The following is a 20,313-nucleotide window of genomic DNA, read 5'->3' as shown; positions in this document are numbered from 1 at the left end:
AATAAGGGACAAACAAAGCTAATCAAATACTGATATACATTAAAATCTCCATTCATTTCCCATTACTTTAAAATACAGTTTTTCAAACCCACTAAAATACTTACTATAAATACTTAACATTTCAATATATGTATGAATAACTTGACTTAAATCAAAATGAACACCATCTTTAGCTAAGTCATAGCTATCGTCTAGACTATACAATTCAAAGTATTCCGCCTCCCAATGCACCCCCCTGTTGACTAAAAGTCTAGTGGTGCATTTAATTGATTCTTCAATCGTCAGTTCATGTTTTTTTAGTTTTTCATGAATGACGGAAAGAGTTAACTTAACAGTGTATTCTTCATCAACTGTGCTACTAAACTCAAATAACTTCCCTTCAATATCATCTATCTTTGCTTTAGACATTAAGGATATCTCAATTATTTCATATGGCGGGCTGTCACTTGCTTCAATCAATTTATCACACCATTGAATTACTTCAGCTTTACTCCACAACCCACAGCAAAGCCCTAAGCCATAAATACGAGTTAATTTTCGAACTAAATCCAAGGTTTCTCACCTGCAATTTCTTATATGCATTTTTGTTTAATTTTAACAGAATATATAATACATCACATAATTTCTTTGCAAACACTACACATTACAATCGAGATGCATACGCGCATTATAAACAAAAAGACCACCCAAAGGCAGCCTCACAACTGAATCGTAGTACCCATTCCACACTCCACCGCTTTCTCATACAAATACTTCGCAACGATAATATCCACTACCGCCAAACCAACCGATTTAAAAATAGTAATCTCTTCATCGTTCTCTCTACCAGCTTTTTCTCCGCTTATAATCTGACCAAGTTCGGCGTGGATGTCGCTCGCCTCAAATAACCCTTCTTTTATAGGAACTTGAAGGTCACCTGTTTCTTCTAGTGCTGCTTCTTTTGATTCGACTACTACTTTGTTTGCATTCGCGATGGCGTGGGATGGTAGTTCTTGCATGCTCGGTCTAAATGAACCGACGGCGTTTATGTGGACGCCTTTTTGTAGTTTTTCTGAGAAGACTGGTGTGGATGCATTCGTTGTTGTGATGATGATGTCTGCTTCGCTTATTGCTTCATTTGGATTTGTGTAAACGTAAGCCGGTTTGCCTAATTTCTCTTGTATATATTGCGCGAATGCATAGGCTTTTTCTTCCGTTCGGTTATATAGAATGATTTTTTCGATATCCCTAACGGCGAGTACAGCTTCTGCAATTCCTTTCGCTTGTTCACCTGTACCGATAATGCATAAGTTTTTTGCGTTATGACGAGCTAAATGTTTTGTCGCTACTCCTGATAAGGCACCTGTTCGAATCATCGTTAAGTACGATCCTTCTAAAAGCGCAAGCGGTTCTCCCGTTTTAAAGTCTGATAGCATAACAATTCCGTTTATCGTTTTCTTTCCTATCTTTTTGTTCTGCGGGACTACCGTTACTACTTTTAAGCCAAGTGCCTCAAGCCCTTCCGCTACTGAAGGCATAATTAATGCGGTATTTTGCTCGTTCGCAAATGGTAATGAGCCACGAATTGGTGTGATCGTTCTTTCTGCTGAAAATTCTTTTAAAGCAAGCGCCGCGTATTCAATGACTTCCTTCATATTTACTAAGTTTCGTTGTTCGTTCGCGCTTATGACTAGCATATCTTTCCACCTCCTCCTCTTATCCTAACAAAAATCCCCGATTCAAATCATCCCTCGGATCTACAACGAACTGATGAAATCCTGTAATAAATGCATTCCCCGTTACTTTCGGAACGACAGCTTCATATGTATCTACCGCTGTTACCGACAATACTTCTCCCTCAAATTGGCCGTCAGTAATGCATTCGTGGATGAACATCTCTCTTTTTTGTAAGGCATCTTTTTCAAAAAGAGTTGCGATTCTTGCGGATGTTCCTGTACCGCAAGGGGAACGGTCTACTTGCCCATCAGCAAAGATCGTTACATTTCGTAAAGTAGCGTCTTTTCCTTTCGGCTCATCTGAGAAAATAACTCCGTATATTCCTTTTAAATCTTCTTCAAGTGGATGTTTTACTTCCATTTGACTTTCAATGTAGTGTTTAATTTTACCGCCCCACGTTTGAATTGCAGCTAAATCTTTGAAATCGACTTTCAAACCAAACTCTTTACTATCCACTACAGCGTAGAATGCTCCGCCAAACGCGATATCTACTTGAAATTCATAGTCATCTATTTTGATAGGAACGTCTTTTTTGTATACGAACGAAGGAACGTTTTCAAATGATACTGACTCTACTTCGCTCCCGTTAAATTTTGCGTACGCAATGACTTCCCCAGCAGGGCTATCAATAATAAATTTTTGTTTTTCACCTGTCACTTCAAACATACCTGTTTCAATTCCAACTGTAATAACAGCGATAATTCCGTGACCACACATCGTACTCCAGCCTTCATTGTGCATAAATAATACGCCAAAATCAGCATGAGGACTTGCGGGCGGAGTAATGATACAACCGTACATTCCGTGATGTCCTCTCGGTTCATACATAAGAACCTCGCGAAGATGATCCAAATGTTCCATGCAGTATGCGCGTCTTTCTAATTGCGTTTCTCCCTTTACCTCTGGCACTCCGACCGTAATGATTCGAAGTGGTTCCCCAGCTACGTGAGCATCAATTGTTGTGTATATTTTACTAACCTTCATTTCTATCTCTCCCCTATATGTTAATACTATTTTCATTGCAAGTATCATGCCAACGCATAGAGTATAAAGTGAAACTTTAATCAGTGGGGGGCTTCATCCCCCACTGATTATTAGCCCACGCCAATCGGGCTTTTACGGGCAGTTAATGCGGAATAAATCTGTATACATTTTTTGAAAAATACACACTACTGTCTACTTTTTTATACAGTAGGTGATTATTAGCCCCAAAACAAAAAAATCCCCCGAAAACTCAGGGGATGATTTAAGCCATAGATTTACGGGATTTGAGTTGAAAATCGAATTTATTCTTCACTCCCCAAGCTTTCCCACTCACTCAAATACATGACATCTTGTTTTACTTTTTTCTTTTCAGGAAGTAAACATAGAAATTCTAAAGAATTGCCGTCAGGATCGTAAAAATAAAGATTTGCACTAGGTGTCCAAGTTTGAACCATAGGCTCGGAAGGTTCAAGACCGAAAGCAGCCCTTGGGTTTATTCCTTTATTAAGAAGCCATTCTCTTGCATGAATGATTTCTTCATAGTTAACCTTGAATGCAAAGTGACTTGTATGGAATGCTTCTTCCGATACTTCCCAAATGCCCAGCATTTGTTCCTTCTTATTTTCTTTATCAAACCAAAAGAAAGCTACACGGCGTTCTTCAATAGTGCGAGCATGAAATAATCCAAGTTTAGTATAAAACTCTTTTGCCACTTCTAAATTTTTTGTTTTAACATGTGTTTCATATAAAGTACCTGGAAACAAAGCATATCCCTCCTTTATATTTTTAGAAATCCTTACTATAAAGCCTACTTTAATAAACTAGAAATAGAAGTGATATCGTATTTCCTTTAAATATTTTTCAATTTCGTAGCCCTAATGCTGAAGAAAAACCATCACTGATTAAAGTTTTACTTTATAAGAAGGGGTTCTTCAAATTCATGATTTACGGTAATATTATCGTTCAAAGTGAGGCGGATTTATGACTCAAATCACTCAGGGGACCCATTACCCATCAAACCCTAACCGCCACCACATCCGGCACTTGCTTAGCAATCTCCTCACCAATCTTTATACTAGCCGTTGCAGCCGGAGACGGTGCGTTGCAAATATGCAGGGAATTTACACCAGGGATAATGCAGAAGTCATCAACCATATTTCCGTTTGATAAAATGGCTTGTGCCCTTACACCTGCATGGGTTGGGACAATATCTTTCTCTGTAAGTTCTGGTATTAAGCGCTGTAAGCTTTTTAGGAATGATTGTTTACTAAATGAGCGCACCATTTCTTTTATGCCTTCTTTCATATTTGGCATCGCCATTTTCCAAAAGCCTGCGTATGTCATTGTTTCCATGAAGTCTTTAATATCGAAGTCCGTTTTCGTATAGCCTTCTCGCTTAAAGCTTAATACTGCATTCGGTCCTGCATGTACGTCTCCGTTTATCATTCTTGTGAAATGAACGCCTAAAAATGGGAATTCTGGATTTGGAACTGGATAGATTAAATGTTTTACAAGATGGCGTTTTTCTGGGACAAGTTCGTAATATTCACCACGAAACGGAACGATTTTCATATCCGTTAATATCCCTGTCTTTTTCGCAATGCGATCACTATGTAAGCCGGCGCAGTTAATGAGAAATTTCGTTTTAAATATCCCTTGATTCGTCTCAATTGTTACAGCGTCTTTCTTCTCAGTAATACGCTCCGCCGCTGTTCCTAAATGTACTTCTCCCCCGCTTTCTTGGATCAAACGGGCAAATGCATAACTTACGCCTTTATAATCAGCAATTCCGCAAGAAGGAACACGGATTGCCCCAAGTCCTTTTACATGAGGTTCAATTTCAGCTAATTCTTCCTTACCTATCTTTTCAATATGTAAATCGTTTTGTAAGCCTCTCTCATATAAGTTATGTAAAAGAGGAAGTTCGTCCTTTTCTGTAGCGACAATTACTTTTCCGCACATGTCATAAGCGATGTCATTTTCTTTACAAAATTGAACCATAGCTGCGTTTCCTTCTTTGGCAAACTTCGCTTTATAACTCCCTGGTTTATAATAAATTCCAGAGTGAATTACTCCGCTATTATGTCCAGTTTGATGATGTGCAAGTTCCTTTTCTTTTTCAATGATCGCGATTTTCGCACGAGGGAATTTTTTCGTTAAAGCCATTCCCGTTGAAAGCCCAACAATTCCTCCGCCAATAATTATAAAGTCATACATCCTACTTCCCCCTTAATATGATGAAAGGCAGGCCCTTTTTAAGACCCGCCGTACAAACTTATTTAGAAAAACAACCACGTTGACGCATTAGTTCTCTATATAAATCTTTATTTTTTTCAAATGCAGCTCTTCCGTGCATCCAAAATAAGTTGTTTAAAAGAACTAAGTCACCAATTGGTAATTTCAATGCATGTGTTGCTGGTGAGTTTTCAACAGAATACGATAAGTCTTTCAAATAGTTTGCTTGTTCAATATTATCTGGATAGGCAAACTGATCAATAAAACAAATACATGGTGCGTTATTCACATCAAAAAATGTTTCACGATAGACGATTTCTTGCGCATTTTTACTTGGTGGTGCTTTATACGTAACCTTAACAGATGCGAGCGAATGATTTCTAAATTTCTGAAGGTCTTCCCAATCGTCTAAATGTAGTAAACGAGATTCTCCGCCTACTGCATTTTGCTCTTCAATTTTCATCATAAGAAGCCAATCTGTCGGCTCATCAACGAATGTACCGTCTGTATGCAGTGTAAACAATCGGTACGCTTGACGAAGGTAAGAATCACTACTATCCGTATCTTTCACATTAAACCTAGCATAATACGTTCCTGTCATTGCATCAAAGTTTGGCTCCCCGATTAAATGTGTTAATGCTGTTGCAAATTTCACGTAGTCTGCTGGATCTGCCGTTTCACCTTGCACCCCAATTGTAAATCCGCCCGTTTCACGGTCATGAACAATGCCGCGAATGTTATCCATAAATGATTGCCCAAAAATCTTTCTCATTCCATCCGCAAGATTAAATCGAGAATAGGGAATGTATTGCAGTGACTGCTCTGAATGCTCTTTTACCTCTTCAAAAAACTGCTTAAGCAATTGCTGTTTTAGCGTAATATGATATAAACGTTTATGCTCTGGATGAGGAACAATTTCATACCCCTCATATTTCTTTGCAAATTTCATCTTTGCATTTTGTTCTGTAATAATCGACATTTCAATTCCTCCCTAATTTAAATATGAAGAACTTATTGACGCTTTTTACAGACAGTTATCCTTATCTTCTTATGCTGAGATTCGGTCTTACTGTCCTAACAACGAAAAAGCCAGTTATACGCATACCACGACATAAAATCGTAGAAACGTACAACTGGCTCATAATTACGAGTGTTCTTTAATCTCTTAAAGTACAATAATAATAGACAGTTTGTATGAAAATATTTGTAAAACAGGAAAGCAAGATCGAATATAGAGAAGGCTAATTTCTCGTATGGATCTTATTAATTAAATAATAATTCAAAATATTCTAACTGTCAATTCGTTTTTTATTATTTTCTCTACATACTTTATACGTTTTAAAAATCCCCTTACTTTCTACACACCCTCTTTTTTTTTCATCTCTTGTTTTACAACTTGAACTTCATTTAACTTTTTCATATTCCTTGCCTCCTCAATAAAATAAGCCAGTCGTATCTCTTTAAAAGAAATACAACTGGCTCTCGTTTATGGTTGTAAACTAGATAGTTTTTATGGTGTTGTTTCCTCGTACTCTCCTCTGGGCTGTTCATCATTTAAATAACTTACATATTGGCGATGTAAATCTTTTACCGCACTGACGATCGCATTTTGCGCTTTTCCTTGATAATGATCCGTAATATCTTGAACGATTTCTTCAATACCATCTTGCAAACTATGTCCTCTCAACATTTGAGCGACGAAGTCTCTACCATGCTCTGTCGCAAGCGTACATGACGCTTCAATAATGACATGATATTTATGATCTGCCTCAATTGTAATTGTTAATGTTTCATACATACTGCGAACAGCCATACCTTTCGGAAGTCTCGAATGTCCTGCCATAAAAAAAGTCCCTTTACGCATATTTCATCCTCCGTTACTATGTTAAGAGCCAGAAAAACAATGTACACATTTGCATTGAATTTTACTACCCTTATCCTTATAGCTCGTACTTCTGCTAAGGAAGTTCAAGTGGAAAGAAGTTGTTCCTCTATTCATTTTCAAAAAGGCATTCGGGCTTACAGCGAGGCTAATCACTGTCATCCGATAATAAGTTAATCATAATGAAAATAAACTGAATATTCAATATTAAACTTCGCAAATTTCATGAATAAACAAGAAAATTCTCTCGCCCAGGCACATATACTGTTCAAAAGAAAGAAGGAAGTGGTCTCATGTATTACGGAACGAAAGGCTGGTACGTAGCTGAACTAAAGAAATTAGGTGTTCGCTACCATGAAGGACGAAAACTAGAAAGTTACCGCGGACACGTATTACGCAATTTATTAATCGCACAACAAGAGACAACGAAAGAAGAGTAATTTACTAACAAAACAACTCTCGAGATATATCGTCTATTCAACAAATCCCGTCAAATCTCCCATCTAAACTACCAACTAATCACACATTGATACAAACTAAAAAAAGGTCACCTACACAGGCATGCCCATCAACTTAAGAATTCAGAATCACCACAAAATGAAAAAATAAGCTTTTTTGTCACAAGTGTAGCTTTGTAAAAAAGATTGATTAAAAACATCAAACCTCTATAGATTTCTTAGAGGTTTGATGTTTTCTTGTTGGATATTTATGTTAATCTAACGATAAACATTGTGAAGAAATGTACTTCAACTAACGGGGCAGGTTAGTTGAAGATTGCTTTGACCTTTGTTCAACAATTGGGCCATTTAGTTGAAGATCTCATCAAATAAGTAATGATATTTAAAGGAATAATTCATTCTGATAAAGAACATTAAAAAACGTGATGATAAGGAGGCGATTGTATGGCAAATCATGTAGAAAATCTATATAACTATCATGTATGGGCAAATCAACGGATTATTGATCATCTTAAGACACTTTCTCCTGAGAAATATCAAAAGGAAATGAAAAGTGTCTTTTCTTCTGTTTCAAAGGTTTTATCTCATCTCTATTTGGTGGAATATGGATGGCTTCATACCCTTGAGGGTCAGAGTATGAATGAAGCAATGCAATCTTCATTTCAAATTCAAGAAAAGATTGAGAAACTGCCCATTGAAGACTTAGAAACGGAATTTCACACTTTAACATCCCGGTTTAAAACCTTTTTGAACAGACAGGAAGATATGGAAAAGAGAATAATGTTGGATAATCCATGGGCAGGATTAAGAGAAACAAGTATATCTGAAATGGTCTTACACGTTGTGAATCATGGAACCTATCATAGAGGGAATATTTCAGCTATGTTACATCAGTTGGGTGATTCTTCAGTTATGACTGATTATGCTTTTTATTGGTATTCTTGAAATGTTATTCATTAAGGCTCAGTAAAATAATCAAACTTTTTTATAAAAATCTCATACTTAGCTAAAAAGGGTAACTCCATTTTGATCAACCTTTATTCAAAATGGAGTTTTTGTATTTGTTGTTAAATAAAAAAGGATAATCAGCCTCATAATGGACTAACTATCCTGTAATTTATTAATTTAATAATTTAATAAACGGGTGACCTTTCCTATTCACAAACAAGAATTTGTCTAGAAAATGATCCTTTTCTTGTGATACAGCGGTCTGTAATTTCAAATCCCGCTTCATGAATCATGTCGTCCATTGTTTCCATCGTGACAACGACTACTTTTTTTGCAATACGGCGCGCACTTGAAAGAATTGAGAGTTGATCTTCTGGCGTTGCGTGCGTAAATAGATCGTACGGCATATCGATAATTGCAACGTCGTAGTTCTCAGTCAGTTCTTCAATCGGTCCTTTTGTTACTGTTCCTTCAAACCCGAAATGTGCGATGTTTTTTCTCGTTCCAAGAACCACAAGTGGATTTATATCTCTACCAACGATGTTAATTCCCATAGAAAGTGCTTCTACTACTACTGTTCCAATTCCGCAGCACGGGTCAATCGCTCGTACTCCCTCTGGGTTTGGTACAGCGATATTTGCGACAGCTCTAGCAACACGTGTGCTCAGTGATGTCGAATAGCTATGCGGTTTTTTTATGTGATGATACCAAACTGGATCACTTTCTACATAGTGTCCGAAGTACCAGCGTCCTCCAAGAGGAACAATTCCGAATACACGCTCTGGATTACGAACATCCGCTTCTCCTTCAATATGCATACCGAGGTCTCGTTCAATAAGGCGTCTTTCTCCATATTCAATTTTATTTTCTTTACCAAGATCATTGATTTTAACGAAGATAACTTTGAATGTCGCTCCCGCTAAATCAATTTGTTCCACTTGTTCTAAAATGCTTTCTAAGTCGTCCCCTTCATACATAACCTCGACGCGCTCTTTAATAAACGGACTTCTACTCGGAGCAATCTTGACTTCACTTTTTAAAATATTAACGTGAGACTCCATCCCAAAGAACGAGCGCATTTCCAAGTAACATAAAGCACGCTCCTCTTCGCGAAATGCATACGTATATATACATGCAGGTGTTTTACTATGATTACTCAATCTATTATCATCCTTTATCGTTTAAAATTGTTATGATCAAAATTACTCAAATACTTTTTCATATAAAATTAAATGATATCATATGCCCGAAATAAAGAGAAACCTTTATAATTCATTTAATAAATAAAAGAGACTGCCTCTCAGCAATCTCTTCTATCATTCTCTATATTTATTAACGGAAAGAAGATACGTTGTTACCCATTGCTTCGTAGTAATCTAAAATCCCTTGATAAATAGCTCCTGCTGCACTTTGTCTCTGTTCTGGTGTAGCAATTTTATCAGCATCGCTTTTATTATCTACAAATGCTAATTCTGCTAATACAGCTGGCATCGTGTTTTCTCTAATTACATATAAATCGCCTTTCTTCACACCGCGATCTTTTGTTCCAAGTGCATCTACAAGACGCTCTTGAATTTTCTCTGCTAATAAACGACTTTCTGATACATTCGGGTTTGTCCCTCTTGCTGTCGCTGATTCATAGTAGAATGTTTCTGTACCTTGTCCTTGTTTACTATCCGTACCATTACCATGAATACTTACAAAAATATCACCTTTATTTGCCTGAGCAAATTCTACACGTTTTTGTAAAGACTCAGCTGCAGTGTTTCCTGGACGTGTATCATTCTCACGAGTTAACAACACAGTAAACGGTGTCTTTTTCTCAAATATTTTCTGTAATCGTAATGATACATCTAATACGGTTTTACTTTCTTTCTCATAATAACCAGGGTTCCCCGAGTCAATTCCACCATGACCTGGATCAATAATAATCGCTTTACCTTCTAGGAAGTTACCTTGCTTCACTGGGTTTAATTGATTTTTATCCACCCATTGGAAACCAGCCCCCATACGGATACGAATCCAGCTATCTTTTTCTTCAATAACAGTTACTTGTTGTGCTTTATGTGTGCCTGCCACTGTAGACGTATGTGAAGCTTCTTGATAAGTAGTGAATTCTTGATTAATAGACTCTGTTTTTTCTTGTAATGGCGTCCACTTCTCACCTTTACTTGTTACAACTTTCATCCAACCATCCGCTCTTTGCTCTTTCACTTCAATCATTTGTGGCTTATGTTGAACGTCAGTAATACCAGATGATAACGATGCTTGATGATATGTAATAAAGTTTCTATTCATATACATTCTTTTCGATGTATTTGTTTTATTTTTATCTGCCATTGCGATGAACTGAGCTGCTTCAGCACGACTTACAGTACCATCAGGCTTCCAACCATTTCCTGTACCCATTGAAATCTCTAAAGCTACTAAAATATTAGCTTGTTTCTTACCCCAATGAGGTTCCAAATCTTTAAACTGTGTTGGAAGTTCTCCAATAATTTTCTTATCTAATGAATATGCTTGTACAAGCATAGATGCCATAGATGCACGGTTAATTTGGCTTGATGGATTGAATTTCCCAGTACCATCTCCATTAATTACACCCGCTTTTTCTACCGCAGCAATATATGGTGCTGCCCAATGATCTTGCGAATCTTTAAAAGATGGTTTCGCTTTTGGATCAATTGGTAAGCCAAGAACTGCTGCTAATATTTTTGCAGCTGATCCTTTATCTACTGCTTCCGATGGAGAAAACGTTCCGTCTGGTTTTCCATCAAGCGCTTTTTTCCCTACTAAATAGTCAACCGATTCCTGCGCCCATGTAGGAACATCCGAAAACTTTTTCCCTGCTGCGAAACTACTTACTGGAGATGATAATAAACTTGCGGCTAAAATACCAGCCGCGACTGCACGATACTTCATAAAAAATAATACTCCTCTCAAAAACCATTTATAATAACGCGTAATCTTAATATGCAAATCATAATAAATCCGAACAAAAAAAATTAGTGCGCCTCTATCATTTTATAATACTAGAATTCTGTAGTAAACCTACTTTCTTAATATTGTAAAATAAAATACAATTTAAGTAGTTTTTATACACAAAAAAGTGGCTGATTCATAGAATCAACCACCCTCTCACTATTCTACTATCATTTCTGATAACACATATGCATAAACAAGCGCTTCTGTATGTGCAATCGAGCTTTCATGCGTACGCTCAAATGCGTGAGAAGAATCAATACCAGCTCCAATTAATGCATGTTTCACATCAAATCCAGCGCCAATCGCAGCTGATGCGTCTGATCCGTAGTATGGATAAATATCCACTTTATATTCAATAGCATTCGCTTTCGCCAGTTCAACTAAATGTTTACGTAAAGCGTAATGGTATGGACCGCTAGAGTCTTTCGCACAAATGGATACTGTATATTCATCAGATGCTTGTCCATCACCTAACGCTCCCATATCAACTGCTAAATATTCTACCGTTTCCTCTGGAATATTTGAGTTTCCACCGTACCCAATTTCTTCATTATTAGAAATTAAGAAATGTGTTGTATATGGCAATGTTACCTTTTCATCTTGCAATCTTTTAATTAATTTTAATAGAATTGCAACACTTACTTTATCGTCTAAATGACGTGATTTTATGTATCCACTCTCTGTAATTTGAACGCGTGGATCAAATGAAACGAAGTCTCCTACTTCAATTCCTAACTCACGTACTTCATCTGCTGAAAAGACACGCTCATCAATACGCACTTCAATATTTTTCTCATCGCGCTTCGCTTCCCCTGCATCTTTGTACACATGGACAGAAGTTTGATGCATTAAAATTGTACCTGTATATTTCTTACCGCTTGACGTTTCAATTTCGCAATATTCTCCTTCTACAGAGTTCCAGCGAAATCCACCAATCATAGATAGACGAAGACGACCGTCAGGCTTAATTTCTTTCACCATCGCACCTAACGTATCAACGTGTGCAGTTAATAAACGATGCTGCTCATCATTCTTTCCTTTAACCGTTAAAATAAGAGCGCCTTTATTATTACGCTTCGTCTCTACATTCCACTCACTTACATAATTTTCAATAAAACTAATAATTTTCGCCGTGTTTCCAGATGGACTTGGAATAGAGACAAGCTCCTTAATAAGTTCCATCGTTTCTTTCGTATGATGTGCCATTGTCGTTTCCTCCTCATTTTCTCTACTATTTAGTATAGCGAAATTACGATAAAACCTCTACTCATATAGTTTAATTTTCTAAATTATAATAAAATTCACTTTATCCTAATCTCAATGACAAAAAAGCACCGCATTATCTCCATTAACACTGTGCTTTTTCTATAAAGTGAAACTTTAATCAGCCCGCATCAATCGGGCTTTTACGGGCAGCCCGACTCCCTCGCATTCGCCGAATTTTGAGTTTGGGGTCTTACTGCCCGCAAATAGCGGGATAAAACTACTCTTCCGAAACGTCCATCAAATAAATCCCTCTTGTAAATCCGCCGCGCTCTTCTTCTTTCTGCTTACGAATAAGCTCTACATCTTCCATTGTTGCACCTTCTGCACGCGCTAATGAAATAATAATTTCAAGTGCATCTGCAAGTGAATCTAGCGCATGTTCACGCTCTTTCATCGAAGCAAATTCACGAATTTCTTCTGTACCAATTTTCGCTAACGCTTGTATGTAAGCTTGCCCTGTTAATTTTTGTGCTGTATATGTTTTTCCAGACATCAAAATTTTCTCCGGGACACGATCTCTTACTAACCTGTTATAAGTTGACATCACTTTTCCTCCCACTTTTAATAACACCCAAGCTCTGCTTTATAGAAAAACCACTCTTTTTTCACACAAGCACTTAACATATCAATTCCTGATCCGTGCGCCTTTACTACCGGAAAGAAGTAATGCTCTGGTTCTTCTTTCTTATCGCCGTATAAGGTTTGGTACTCATCAGGAATCGCCTCTTTTTTCACATCCCGTTCTTTCTTCACTTCACCAGAGAAAGCAACAGTTGGATGTCCCTCAAAGAATAATGCAGTCCGTACCGCAAGAGATGGTGTACTATGCAAAGCATAATATGTTAGTAAAATAATAACGATAACACCGATAATTTTCTTCATTTATTACTCCTAAAAAAAGTGCTAACACAATTATACTAAAATGTGTTAGCACTTTCTTCCCTTTATCTCGAATTAACGGGCAGTAAGACTAATAATCCGCGGGGGATAAACAAATCCCCACGGATTAAAGTTTCACTTTATTCCCCTTTAAATGCTGGTAAACGTTTTTCTAGAAAAGCAGCAATACCTTCTTTATGGTCCGCTGTTTGTCTCATCGCATATTGACCACGCTTTTCGAGCTGAAGCGTTTGTTCTAAATTAGAACGATTTACTTCACATAAAATTTGTTTCGTTTGAATCATTGCCTTGATTGGTTTTTGTAACCATTCATTAATTTTTTGCTTCACAGCCGTTTGGAAATCCTCACCGATTACTTCGTCAATTAAACCGATATCTAGCGCTTCTGTCGCTGATAATTTCTTCCCTTCCCAAATGATTTTCTTCGTCATATTTTCACCAACGCGCTTTTGAAGGAAGAAATGGCCGCCACCATCTGGAATTAAAGCGATTCCAATAAAGTTCATCGCAATAACTGATGATATATCTGCCATGACATAATCAGCTGTTAATGCAATACTTAATCCAAGTCCAGCAGTCGGCCCATGAATTGCACTAATAACAAGCTTTGGCATCGTATATAACGTCACAACGATTTCAGAAATTGTATTCATGATGCCTTCAAACTTACTTTCATCATTACTTGAAAGCATTGATTTAATATCTCCACCCGCAGAAAAACCACGGCCACTTCCGCACAACACAACAACGTGAACAGAACTTTCCGCCACTTCTTTCAACTTTTGTAATAACTCTTTTAACGTTGGTTCATCTAATGCATTTAAAACCTCTGGACGATTAACCATAACCGTCGCTACGCGCCCTTCATATTTCACAACAACAGATTCTGTTTTACTTGTTACTTCCATTATATATACCCCTCTTTTCAACATAAAGATTATACTTATATAATTATAGAAAGCATGTTAAAAATCCTTCTTTTTTCTCAATTTTCTGTCTAATAACCTCATAATTTGTATATATCTCCGTATAAAACATACAATTTCGTTAAAAAATATAGAAATTAAAGTCGGTTTATCAATGCTTTTCATCTATTTACCATTACAATGAAATGGTGTATTCTTAAGTTTGATGCAAAAAAACAAATATTGAAATTCATTCGCCTTATTATGTAAATAAGGCTTTTATCCCCATCTCTTGGGTATTGAACTAAAGGAATGAAGAAATGGAGGAATATATGGTTAATAAGTTGAAACAAACGGATAACTACTTCCCGCATTTCCTATTGCTATTCATTGTGTTTCAACCAATTTTAGATTTATTAACGTCTTTTTCAATCTATGTATTACACATGAGCGCAACAGTTGGAATCGTAGTCCGTTTCGCCTTTATGCTTCTTGCATTAGGTTATCTACTTCTTCATAGAAATCAACATGGAGCGAAAAAGTACATTCTCTATTTATGCCTACTCGGGATCGTACTAGCAATTGGTCTTGTAAATAATATGATGATTAAATCCCCAGTTTCATTTGGCGAAGAAGTGAAATTCATTTTAAAGAGCATATATCCAATTGTACTACTGTTTGGATATATTATCGTCTTTAAAGAGTTAAAAAATAAAGAATATGCATTTCATAAAATCATTACATATTTCTTATATGCAACTTTAATTTTAAGCATCACACTGATTGTTGCAATGCAAACTGGTACAGATTTCCCAAGCTACCCTCACTCAAAGATCGGTTCAAGAGGTTGGTTCTTTGCTGGAAATGATTTAAGTTCTATTTTTGCAATTATGTTCCCAATCGTAGTGCTCTATTCGATTCATAAAACAACTTCTTTCTCGAAAATCTATTACTGGATTCCAACAATACTTGCGATGTATGCAAGTATTATGGTCGGAACAAAAGTAGGATATGGTGCAATTGTTCTAACGCTTGGCGTGGCACTTTTATTCTCATTCATTGAATATATGGTTCATCGCAAAAAAGAAGGAAAAGGATTCACATATCTCGTAAATACAGTTGTTGCCGCTATTATACTAGGAGGTTTAATTGCCCTTACACCGCATACTCCTATCGCAAAAAATATGGGCATCCACATGCAAATATACGAATACAAAAAATCAGTACAAGAAGAAAAGGATAGAAAAGAAGGAAAAATAATTAAAGAAGATCCTGACGCAGAGAAAAAACATGCAAAAGGTGAACTAACAGACTCTGAGGTCAAAAGTTTAATTTACAGTGATCGCGATAAGTTTTTAAAAGTATACAAACAATACTATAAAGACGCACCACTATCACAAAAATTATTCGGAATGGGCTATGCTGGTAACTATACGGTTAAAATTAAATTAATCGAAATGGACTTCCATGACATATTCTTTGCATTCGGAATCATCGGTTCTCTTATTTACTTCATACCATTCCTTTACTTCGGTATTAAATTATTACTCAGCATCATAACAAACTTTAAGAAAATATTAACTGTGAAATATATGCTATTAGCTAGCACCGTTGTACTATCACTTGGAATTGCCTTTATGTCCGGGCACGTATTAACAGCGCCAGCCGTTAGTATTTTCTTCGTTGTTATACTCGCTTACTTAATTGTTGATTTAGAGGCGGAATAAAAAAAGCAGCATCCAAATGGATGCTGCTTCTTCTTTTGAAAGTAATACATGAAATTATATTAATGATTCTACAGAAGATATCGATTTACCGACAAAGTTTGATAAAGCAGCAATCTACAAAAAAAGACTAGATCACATTATGATCTAGCTTTTCAAAATTTCCCTATTGAAAAGACGCCCGAATCTCCTCCAACACCTCATCAATATTATCCTTCGTAATAACAATACCGAAGTCTTTCGGGACGTTGCTATCTTCCTCATTTACAACTTTATGCGCAATCAACTTTCCAACTTCCGGTCTGAAATGATGCCCATCCATATAGTTATCTAAATTCGTTGTAACGGAATTAAGATACATGAAATGGTGCACTTCTCCAAATACATCTACAGCGTCATGAAGCCATTTTTTATAATCTTCCCATCGCCCTGATTGAATCATCGTACGGAACAGAGGCTCTGAAACAGGCGTTGTAAAAATATAAAACTTCGTGTTCGGATTATGAGCCTTTACTGTTCCTAATATTTCTTTCATATTTTGATACTCATAATTCCCGCCATAAATCTCTTTACTAAACTTATCTACTTGCGCCGCTATTTGCGCATCACGTTCTTCTTTCGTATAATCGCGCATCGATTTTATATTCTCTCGATTGTACCGGTCAAGATTCGTACTATGATGGGTGGAATTTGCAATTGTATTCTTTGAATAAGTAATCCCGTCCATACTTACATACGATTTAATCGGATACAATAAACTTTGCGCCTGATTAATATACGCTTCTGGTTTATCAAAACCAATTTCCCTATTTTTGTTCGTTCCAAGGAAATCTAAACCAAGTACAATAGACTCGAGTCCACTACCTTTTTGTTCTTTTGCATATTCAATATATGCATCATACTCACGCGGATCTGTACTGCTTACCGCATAATTAAATGCGTTTAACCCGGTGAAGTCATTCTCGTTAATAAAAGTCGTTCTACTACTTCCAAGTATAACTCCATCATATGTAAACGGACGGTACGTTATATAATTTGTTTTCTGTTGTCTCTCGTTAAACCCGTACTGAACATCATTCCACTTATTTTTATGCGGGAATAACCAAAGTGAATCTATATAGCTATTAAATATCCCGACACCTGCCAGAGGAACAAAAACACATACAAAAACGAAAATAAGCCAATGTTTGTTTTTCATATTCTCCACCTAGAAATTAAAGTATAAAAACTCACTAATACTCGTTAAATGTAACACGCTATATACGAGCAATACTGCAGTAAATAAAGCAGTCCATACATTCGGACGGAATGAATCTTTTAACTGAATTGAATTTTTTAAGAAGAAACTAATACATAACGCTCCGAAAATATACGCTACCATTTTTGGATCTAATAAAGAGACATGGTACCCTTCACTAAATGAAACACCGTACTCTTTTAAAAATTGCAGCTTCTCTATTATAAATGCTGGGAATACGCTATTTGCTAATTCGATTCCATTTAGTCCGAACATTCCTTTTAACACTTTCACCGCATCATGCATAGATGTTGCCCTAAAGAATACCCACGTTATATTAATGAAGAAAAACGTAACGAACCAACCAGCAAAGGCTGGCATGCGCCCTCCTGCTTTACTCCATAGGCGATGAATAACAGAAGCCAAACCGTGCAAGAATCCCCAAAAAACAAATGTCCAACCAGCTCCGTGCCAAAGTCCACTTATTAAAAATACAATCATAATATTTACGTATGTACGCGTAATTCCTTTTCGATTTCCTCCTAGAGAAATGTATACGTACTTCGTTAAAAACTGGCTAAGCGTCATATGCCAGCGATGCCAAAAATCTTGTATATTCACTGCTTTATACGGTGAATTAAAGTTTTGAGGTAATTTAATATTAAACATTAAAGCGATTCCAATTGCCATATCACTATATCCACTAAAATCAAAATACAATTGGAACGTAAACGCTAACGATGAAAGCCATGCTTCGACAAATGTTAATGATTGCTGCACATCAAACCCTTCATGTACAAGGGGAGATAATACATCTGCAATACCTACCTTTTTGAAAATACCAACTGCAAATACAAATATACCAAGAACGATATACTTCGATTGCCAGTGCTTTTTACTATCGTCAGCAAACTGCGGCATAATTTGCGCATGATGCACAATCGGCCCTGCAATAAGCTGCGGAAAAAACGTTACAAACAATGCGTAATCAAGAAAATGACATGCTTTCGTTTCACCACGATACGTATCTACTAAAAATGCAATCTTTTGAAACGTATAGAAACTAATCGCAAGTGGTAACGTTAAAGATAATAATGTAAACTGAGTTCCAAATAATGAATTCACATTTTGTAAGAAGAAATCATAATACTTGAAATAACTAAGCATTCCTATATTAAATATTAACCCTACCGTTAAAAGAAGTTTACTCTTATGTTTTACGAGCCTCATTCCGATAAAGTAGTTCACAATGAGTGACACTAACATAAGCGGTAAATATTTCACATTCCAATAACTATAGAAAAATAAAGAGGCCGCAACAAGCCAAGCCTTCGCTAATGTAGCATGTCCAAATTTATTTAATAGAAAATATAAAAGAAATGCTATCGGTAAAAATAAAAAAATAAACTCAAATGAGTTAAATAACACACCATCTCTTCCCTTCCAAACAAATCACACCTTATTCATCTTATCTTATCCAAATAGTGAGTGTCAAAAGGATTCCGCTCCCCTTTTCTTCTATTATATATAATAATCATTTTAATCGAATTATTAACATGATAAAATATTAAGGGCACTTTTATTTAAAAGAATATATAATAGAAATGTCGGTTTTTTGCACGAAATGTATTTTTGAAAAAAGTGAGGAGAGTCCTTTGGTATTTAGTAGTTCTGTTTTCTTATTTATCTTTTTACCTCTCGTATTATTTTTCTATTTTATAGTGCGTGCCGAGCTACGTAATTTCGTATTACTTGCATTTAGTTTAATTTTCTATGCATGGGGAGAACCTCGATTCGTCCTCTTAATGCTCTTTTCTATTATATTAAACTACTGCTTCGGCCTACTCGTGCATCATTATGATAAACGAAAAAATATGAAAGTCACATTTTTAATTATGGCTGTGGTCGGAAATATTTTATTACTTTCTTATTTTAAATATATTTCATTTTTCACAGACATTTTAAACAACGCTTTACATTTATCTATCCAGGTGGAACCTATTCCACTACCAATTGGGATTTCATTTTATACATTCCAAGCGATGTCCTATGTCATCGACATATATCGTAAAGACGGGGATGTTCAAAAGAATCCACTTAACTTAGCACTATATATATCAATTTTCCCGCAGCTTATTGCCGGACCAATCGTTCGTTACAATATCGTTGCTGATCAAATTAAAACGCGCATCCATTCTTTTGAACGATTTACAGAAGGTATCCAAATTTTCGTTTTAGGATTAGCGAAAAAAATGTTAATCGCCAATCAAGTTGGATTTGTCGCAGATAAAATCTTTGCCTTACCACCATCTGAAATGAGCGCTGGAACGGCTTGGATTGGTATTATCGCCTATACACTTCAAATCTATTTCGATTTCTCAGGATACTCTGATATGGCAATTGGACTTGGAAAAATGTTCGGATTTGATTTCCCGAAAAACTTCAATTATCCGTACATCTCGAAATCCATTTCAGAATTTTGGAGAAGATGGCATATTACACTAGGCTCTTGGTTCCGCGACTATATATACATTCCGCTCGGCGGAAACCGTGTATCCAAACTAGCAAATTACCGTAACCTCTTCATCGTATGGGGATTAACCGGTTTATGGCACGGGGCAAGCTGGACCTTTATCGCCTGGGGATTATATTACGGCTTTATTATCTCGATTGAAAAAGCTGGATTCGAGAAAATATTAAATAAGCTATGGAAGCCGCTGCAACATGCATATGTACTAATCATCGTTATGATTGGTTGGGTCTTCTTCCGAGCTGATAACTTCGCATACTCGTTCCAATATTTAAAAGCGATGTTTGGCATAGGGAGGCAATCTTTCATCGATGACAACACAATGCTATATATACATGAATACATTGTCATATTTATCATCGCCTTTATCGCAGCGACACCAATTTTGAAACGTGTTAAAAACATATTAGAACTTGCACCAAAAACGTATACATTCACGATGCAAATTGTACGTCCTATATTATTACTAACATTATTTATGATTTCGATTATGTATTTAATTAATTCGACGTATAATCCATTTATTTACTTCAGGTTTTAACT

At 36.3% G+C, this 20,313-nt stretch carries 19 protein-coding genes; 4 read left to right on the top strand and 15 right to left on the bottom strand.

Going from position 1 to position 20,313, the window contains the following annotated elements:
• Positions 1–39: 39 nt before the first annotated feature.
• The 7 genes from MHH59_RS04615 to MHH59_RS04585 form a co-directional block, all read right to left on the bottom strand.
• A complete protein-coding gene (locus MHH59_RS04615) occupies positions 40–552 on the bottom strand; it encodes a hypothetical protein (RefSeq protein WP_002030070.1) in 513 nt (170 codons plus the stop codon).
• Between the two features lie 146 nt (positions 553–698).
• Positions 699–1,676 carry an ornithine cyclodeaminase family protein gene (locus MHH59_RS04610; protein WP_078203464.1) on the bottom strand — a complete coding sequence of 326 codons (978 nt, stop codon included), beginning with the start codon at positions 1,674–1,676 and terminating at the stop codon, positions 699–701.
• Between the two features lie 19 nt (positions 1,677–1,695).
• Complete coding sequence (locus MHH59_RS04605) at positions 1,696–2,748, bottom strand: proline racemase family protein (RefSeq protein ID WP_340850882.1); 1,053 nt, start codon at positions 2,746–2,748, stop codon at positions 1,696–1,698.
• 254 nt (positions 2,749–3,002) lie between these two features.
• Positions 3,003–3,464: a VOC family protein gene (locus MHH59_RS04600; RefSeq protein ID WP_002010888.1), complete on the bottom strand. Its 462-nt coding sequence runs from the start codon at positions 3,462–3,464 to the stop codon at positions 3,003–3,005.
• 250 nt (positions 3,465–3,714) lie between these two features.
• Complete coding sequence (gene lhgO / locus MHH59_RS04595) at positions 3,715–4,917, bottom strand: L-2-hydroxyglutarate oxidase (RefSeq protein ID WP_340850879.1); 1,203 nt, start codon at positions 4,915–4,917, stop codon at positions 3,715–3,717.
• 58 nt (positions 4,918–4,975) lie between these two features.
• Positions 4,976–5,914, bottom strand: coding sequence for a glutarate dioxygenase GlaH (glaH, locus tag MHH59_RS04590; protein ID WP_078178423.1), 939 nt, complete (start codon positions 5,912–5,914; stop codon positions 4,976–4,978).
• Positions 5,915–6,445: 531 nt separating this feature from the next.
• The gene (locus MHH59_RS04585; protein WP_001225455.1) at positions 6,446–6,799 is read right to left on the bottom strand and encodes a DUF3870 domain-containing protein; all 354 of its coding nucleotides are present in this window, start codon (positions 6,797–6,799) and stop codon (positions 6,446–6,448) included.
• A 311-nt stretch (positions 6,800–7,110) separates the two neighbouring features.
• Between MHH59_RS04585 and MHH59_RS04580 the strand changes: the two genes are divergently transcribed.
• The gene (locus tag MHH59_RS04580) at positions 7,111–7,257 is read left to right on the top strand and encodes a YflJ family protein (RefSeq protein WP_103458279.1); all 147 of its coding nucleotides are present in this window, start codon (positions 7,111–7,113) and stop codon (positions 7,255–7,257) included.
• Positions 7,258–7,719: 462 nt separating this feature from the next.
• Positions 7,720–8,220 carry a DinB family protein gene (locus MHH59_RS04575; RefSeq protein ID WP_001273686.1) on the top strand — a complete coding sequence of 167 codons (501 nt, stop codon included), beginning with the start codon at positions 7,720–7,722 and terminating at the stop codon, positions 8,218–8,220.
• Between the two features lie 209 nt (positions 8,221–8,429).
• Here the strand turns inward: MHH59_RS04575 and MHH59_RS04570 are convergent, their stop codons facing one another.
• The 6 genes from MHH59_RS04570 to MHH59_RS04545 form a co-directional block, all read right to left on the bottom strand.
• Positions 8,430–9,383, bottom strand: coding sequence for a TRM11 family SAM-dependent methyltransferase (locus tag MHH59_RS04570; protein WP_078422021.1), 954 nt, complete (start codon positions 9,381–9,383; stop codon positions 8,430–8,432).
• A 172-nt stretch (positions 9,384–9,555) separates the two neighbouring features.
• Positions 9,556–11,145 (bottom strand): N-acetylmuramoyl-L-alanine amidase, encoded by a 1,590-nt coding sequence (locus MHH59_RS04565; protein ID WP_340850876.1) that lies wholly within the window; start codon positions 11,143–11,145, stop codon positions 9,556–9,558.
• A gap of 219 nt (positions 11,146–11,364) precedes the next feature.
• A complete protein-coding gene (locus MHH59_RS04560) occupies positions 11,365–12,414 on the bottom strand; it encodes a M42 family metallopeptidase (RefSeq protein WP_340850875.1) in 1,050 nt (349 codons plus the stop codon).
• Positions 12,415–12,691: 277 nt separating this feature from the next.
• A complete protein-coding gene (locus MHH59_RS04555; RefSeq protein ID WP_002125566.1) occupies positions 12,692–13,018 on the bottom strand; it encodes a nucleoside triphosphate pyrophosphohydrolase in 327 nt (108 codons plus the stop codon).
• Positions 13,019–13,035: 17 nt separating this feature from the next.
• Entirely contained in the window at positions 13,036–13,356 is a 321-nt protein-coding gene (locus MHH59_RS04550; protein WP_002010902.1) for a hypothetical protein, read from the bottom strand.
• A 137-nt stretch (positions 13,357–13,493) separates the two neighbouring features.
• Positions 13,494–14,282 (bottom strand): enoyl-CoA hydratase, encoded by a 789-nt coding sequence (locus MHH59_RS04545; protein ID WP_002010905.1) that lies wholly within the window; start codon positions 14,280–14,282, stop codon positions 13,494–13,496.
• Positions 14,283–14,611: 329 nt separating this feature from the next.
• On the opposite strand from MHH59_RS04545, the gene MHH59_RS04540 reads away from it, so the two are divergent.
• Complete coding sequence (locus tag MHH59_RS04540; RefSeq protein WP_340850873.1) at positions 14,612–16,006, top strand: O-antigen ligase family protein; 1,395 nt, start codon at positions 14,612–14,614, stop codon at positions 16,004–16,006.
• A gap of 163 nt (positions 16,007–16,169) precedes the next feature.
• Here the strand turns inward: MHH59_RS04540 and MHH59_RS04535 are convergent, their stop codons facing one another.
• Positions 16,170–17,201: a hypothetical protein gene (locus MHH59_RS04535; protein WP_002125557.1), complete on the bottom strand. Its 1,032-nt coding sequence runs from the start codon at positions 17,199–17,201 to the stop codon at positions 16,170–16,172.
• Positions 17,202–17,210: 9 nt separating this feature from the next.
• Positions 17,211–18,668, bottom strand: a complete 1,458-nt coding sequence (locus MHH59_RS04530; protein ID WP_050000869.1) for an MBOAT family O-acyltransferase — start codon at positions 18,666–18,668, stop codon at positions 17,211–17,213.
• A 227-nt stretch (positions 18,669–18,895) separates the two neighbouring features.
• Between MHH59_RS04530 and MHH59_RS04525 the strand changes: the two genes are divergently transcribed.
• The gene (locus MHH59_RS04525) at positions 18,896–20,311 is read left to right on the top strand and encodes an MBOAT family O-acyltransferase (RefSeq protein ID WP_050000868.1); all 1,416 of its coding nucleotides are present in this window, start codon (positions 18,896–18,898) and stop codon (positions 20,309–20,311) included.
• The last annotated feature ends 2 nt before the right edge of the window (positions 20,312–20,313 follow it).

This window comes from Bacillus sp. FSL E2-0195, assembly GCF_038003645.1.
In the GTDB taxonomy this organism is placed as follows: domain Bacteria; phylum Bacillota; class Bacilli; order Bacillales; family Bacillaceae_G; genus Bacillus_A; species Bacillus_A mycoides.
This window is presented reverse-complemented; position numbering and strand designations above follow the sequence as displayed.

Excerpts from the sequence above, each read along its gene's own strand:
- glaH (WP_078178423.1), bottom strand. The coding sequence starts at position 5,914 with ATGTCGATTATTACAGAACAAAATGCAAAGATGAAATTTGCAAAGAAA.
- MHH59_RS04560 (WP_340850875.1), bottom strand. The coding sequence starts at position 12,414 with ATGGCACATCATACGAAAGAAACGATGGAACTTATTAAGGAGCTTGTC.
- MHH59_RS04550 (WP_002010902.1), bottom strand. The coding sequence starts at position 13,356 with ATGAAGAAAATTATCGGTGTTATCGTTATTATTTTACTAACATATTAT.
- MHH59_RS04575 (WP_001273686.1), top strand. The coding sequence starts at position 7,720 with ATGGCAAATCATGTAGAAAATCTATATAACTATCATGTATGGGCAAAT.
- MHH59_RS04555 (WP_002125566.1), bottom strand. The coding sequence starts at position 13,018 with ATGTCAACTTATAACAGGTTAGTAAGAGATCGTGTCCCGGAGAAAATT.
- MHH59_RS04585 (WP_001225455.1), bottom strand. The coding sequence starts at position 6,799 with ATGCGTAAAGGGACTTTTTTTATGGCAGGACATTCGAGACTTCCGAAA.
- MHH59_RS04540 (WP_340850873.1), top strand. The coding sequence starts at position 14,612 with ATGGTTAATAAGTTGAAACAAACGGATAACTACTTCCCGCATTTCCTA.
- MHH59_RS04565 (WP_340850876.1), bottom strand. The coding sequence starts at position 11,145 with ATGAAGTATCGTGCAGTCGCGGCTGGTATTTTAGCCGCAAGTTTATTA.
- MHH59_RS04580 (WP_103458279.1), top strand. The coding sequence starts at position 7,111 with ATGTATTACGGAACGAAAGGCTGGTACGTAGCTGAACTAAAGAAATTA.
- MHH59_RS04535 (WP_002125557.1), bottom strand. The coding sequence starts at position 17,201 with ATGAAAAACAAACATTGGCTTATTTTCGTTTTTGTATGTGTTTTTGTT.
- MHH59_RS04610 (WP_078203464.1), bottom strand. The coding sequence starts at position 1,676 with ATGCTAGTCATAAGCGCGAACGAACAACGAAACTTAGTAAATATGAAG.
- lhgO (WP_340850879.1), bottom strand. The coding sequence starts at position 4,917 with ATGTATGACTTTATAATTATTGGCGGAGGAATTGTTGGGCTTTCAACG.
- MHH59_RS04605 (WP_340850882.1), bottom strand. The coding sequence starts at position 2,748 with ATGATACTTGCAATGAAAATAGTATTAACATATAGGGGAGAGATAGAA.
- MHH59_RS04545 (WP_002010905.1), bottom strand. The coding sequence starts at position 14,282 with ATGGAAGTAACAAGTAAAACAGAATCTGTTGTTGTGAAATATGAAGGG.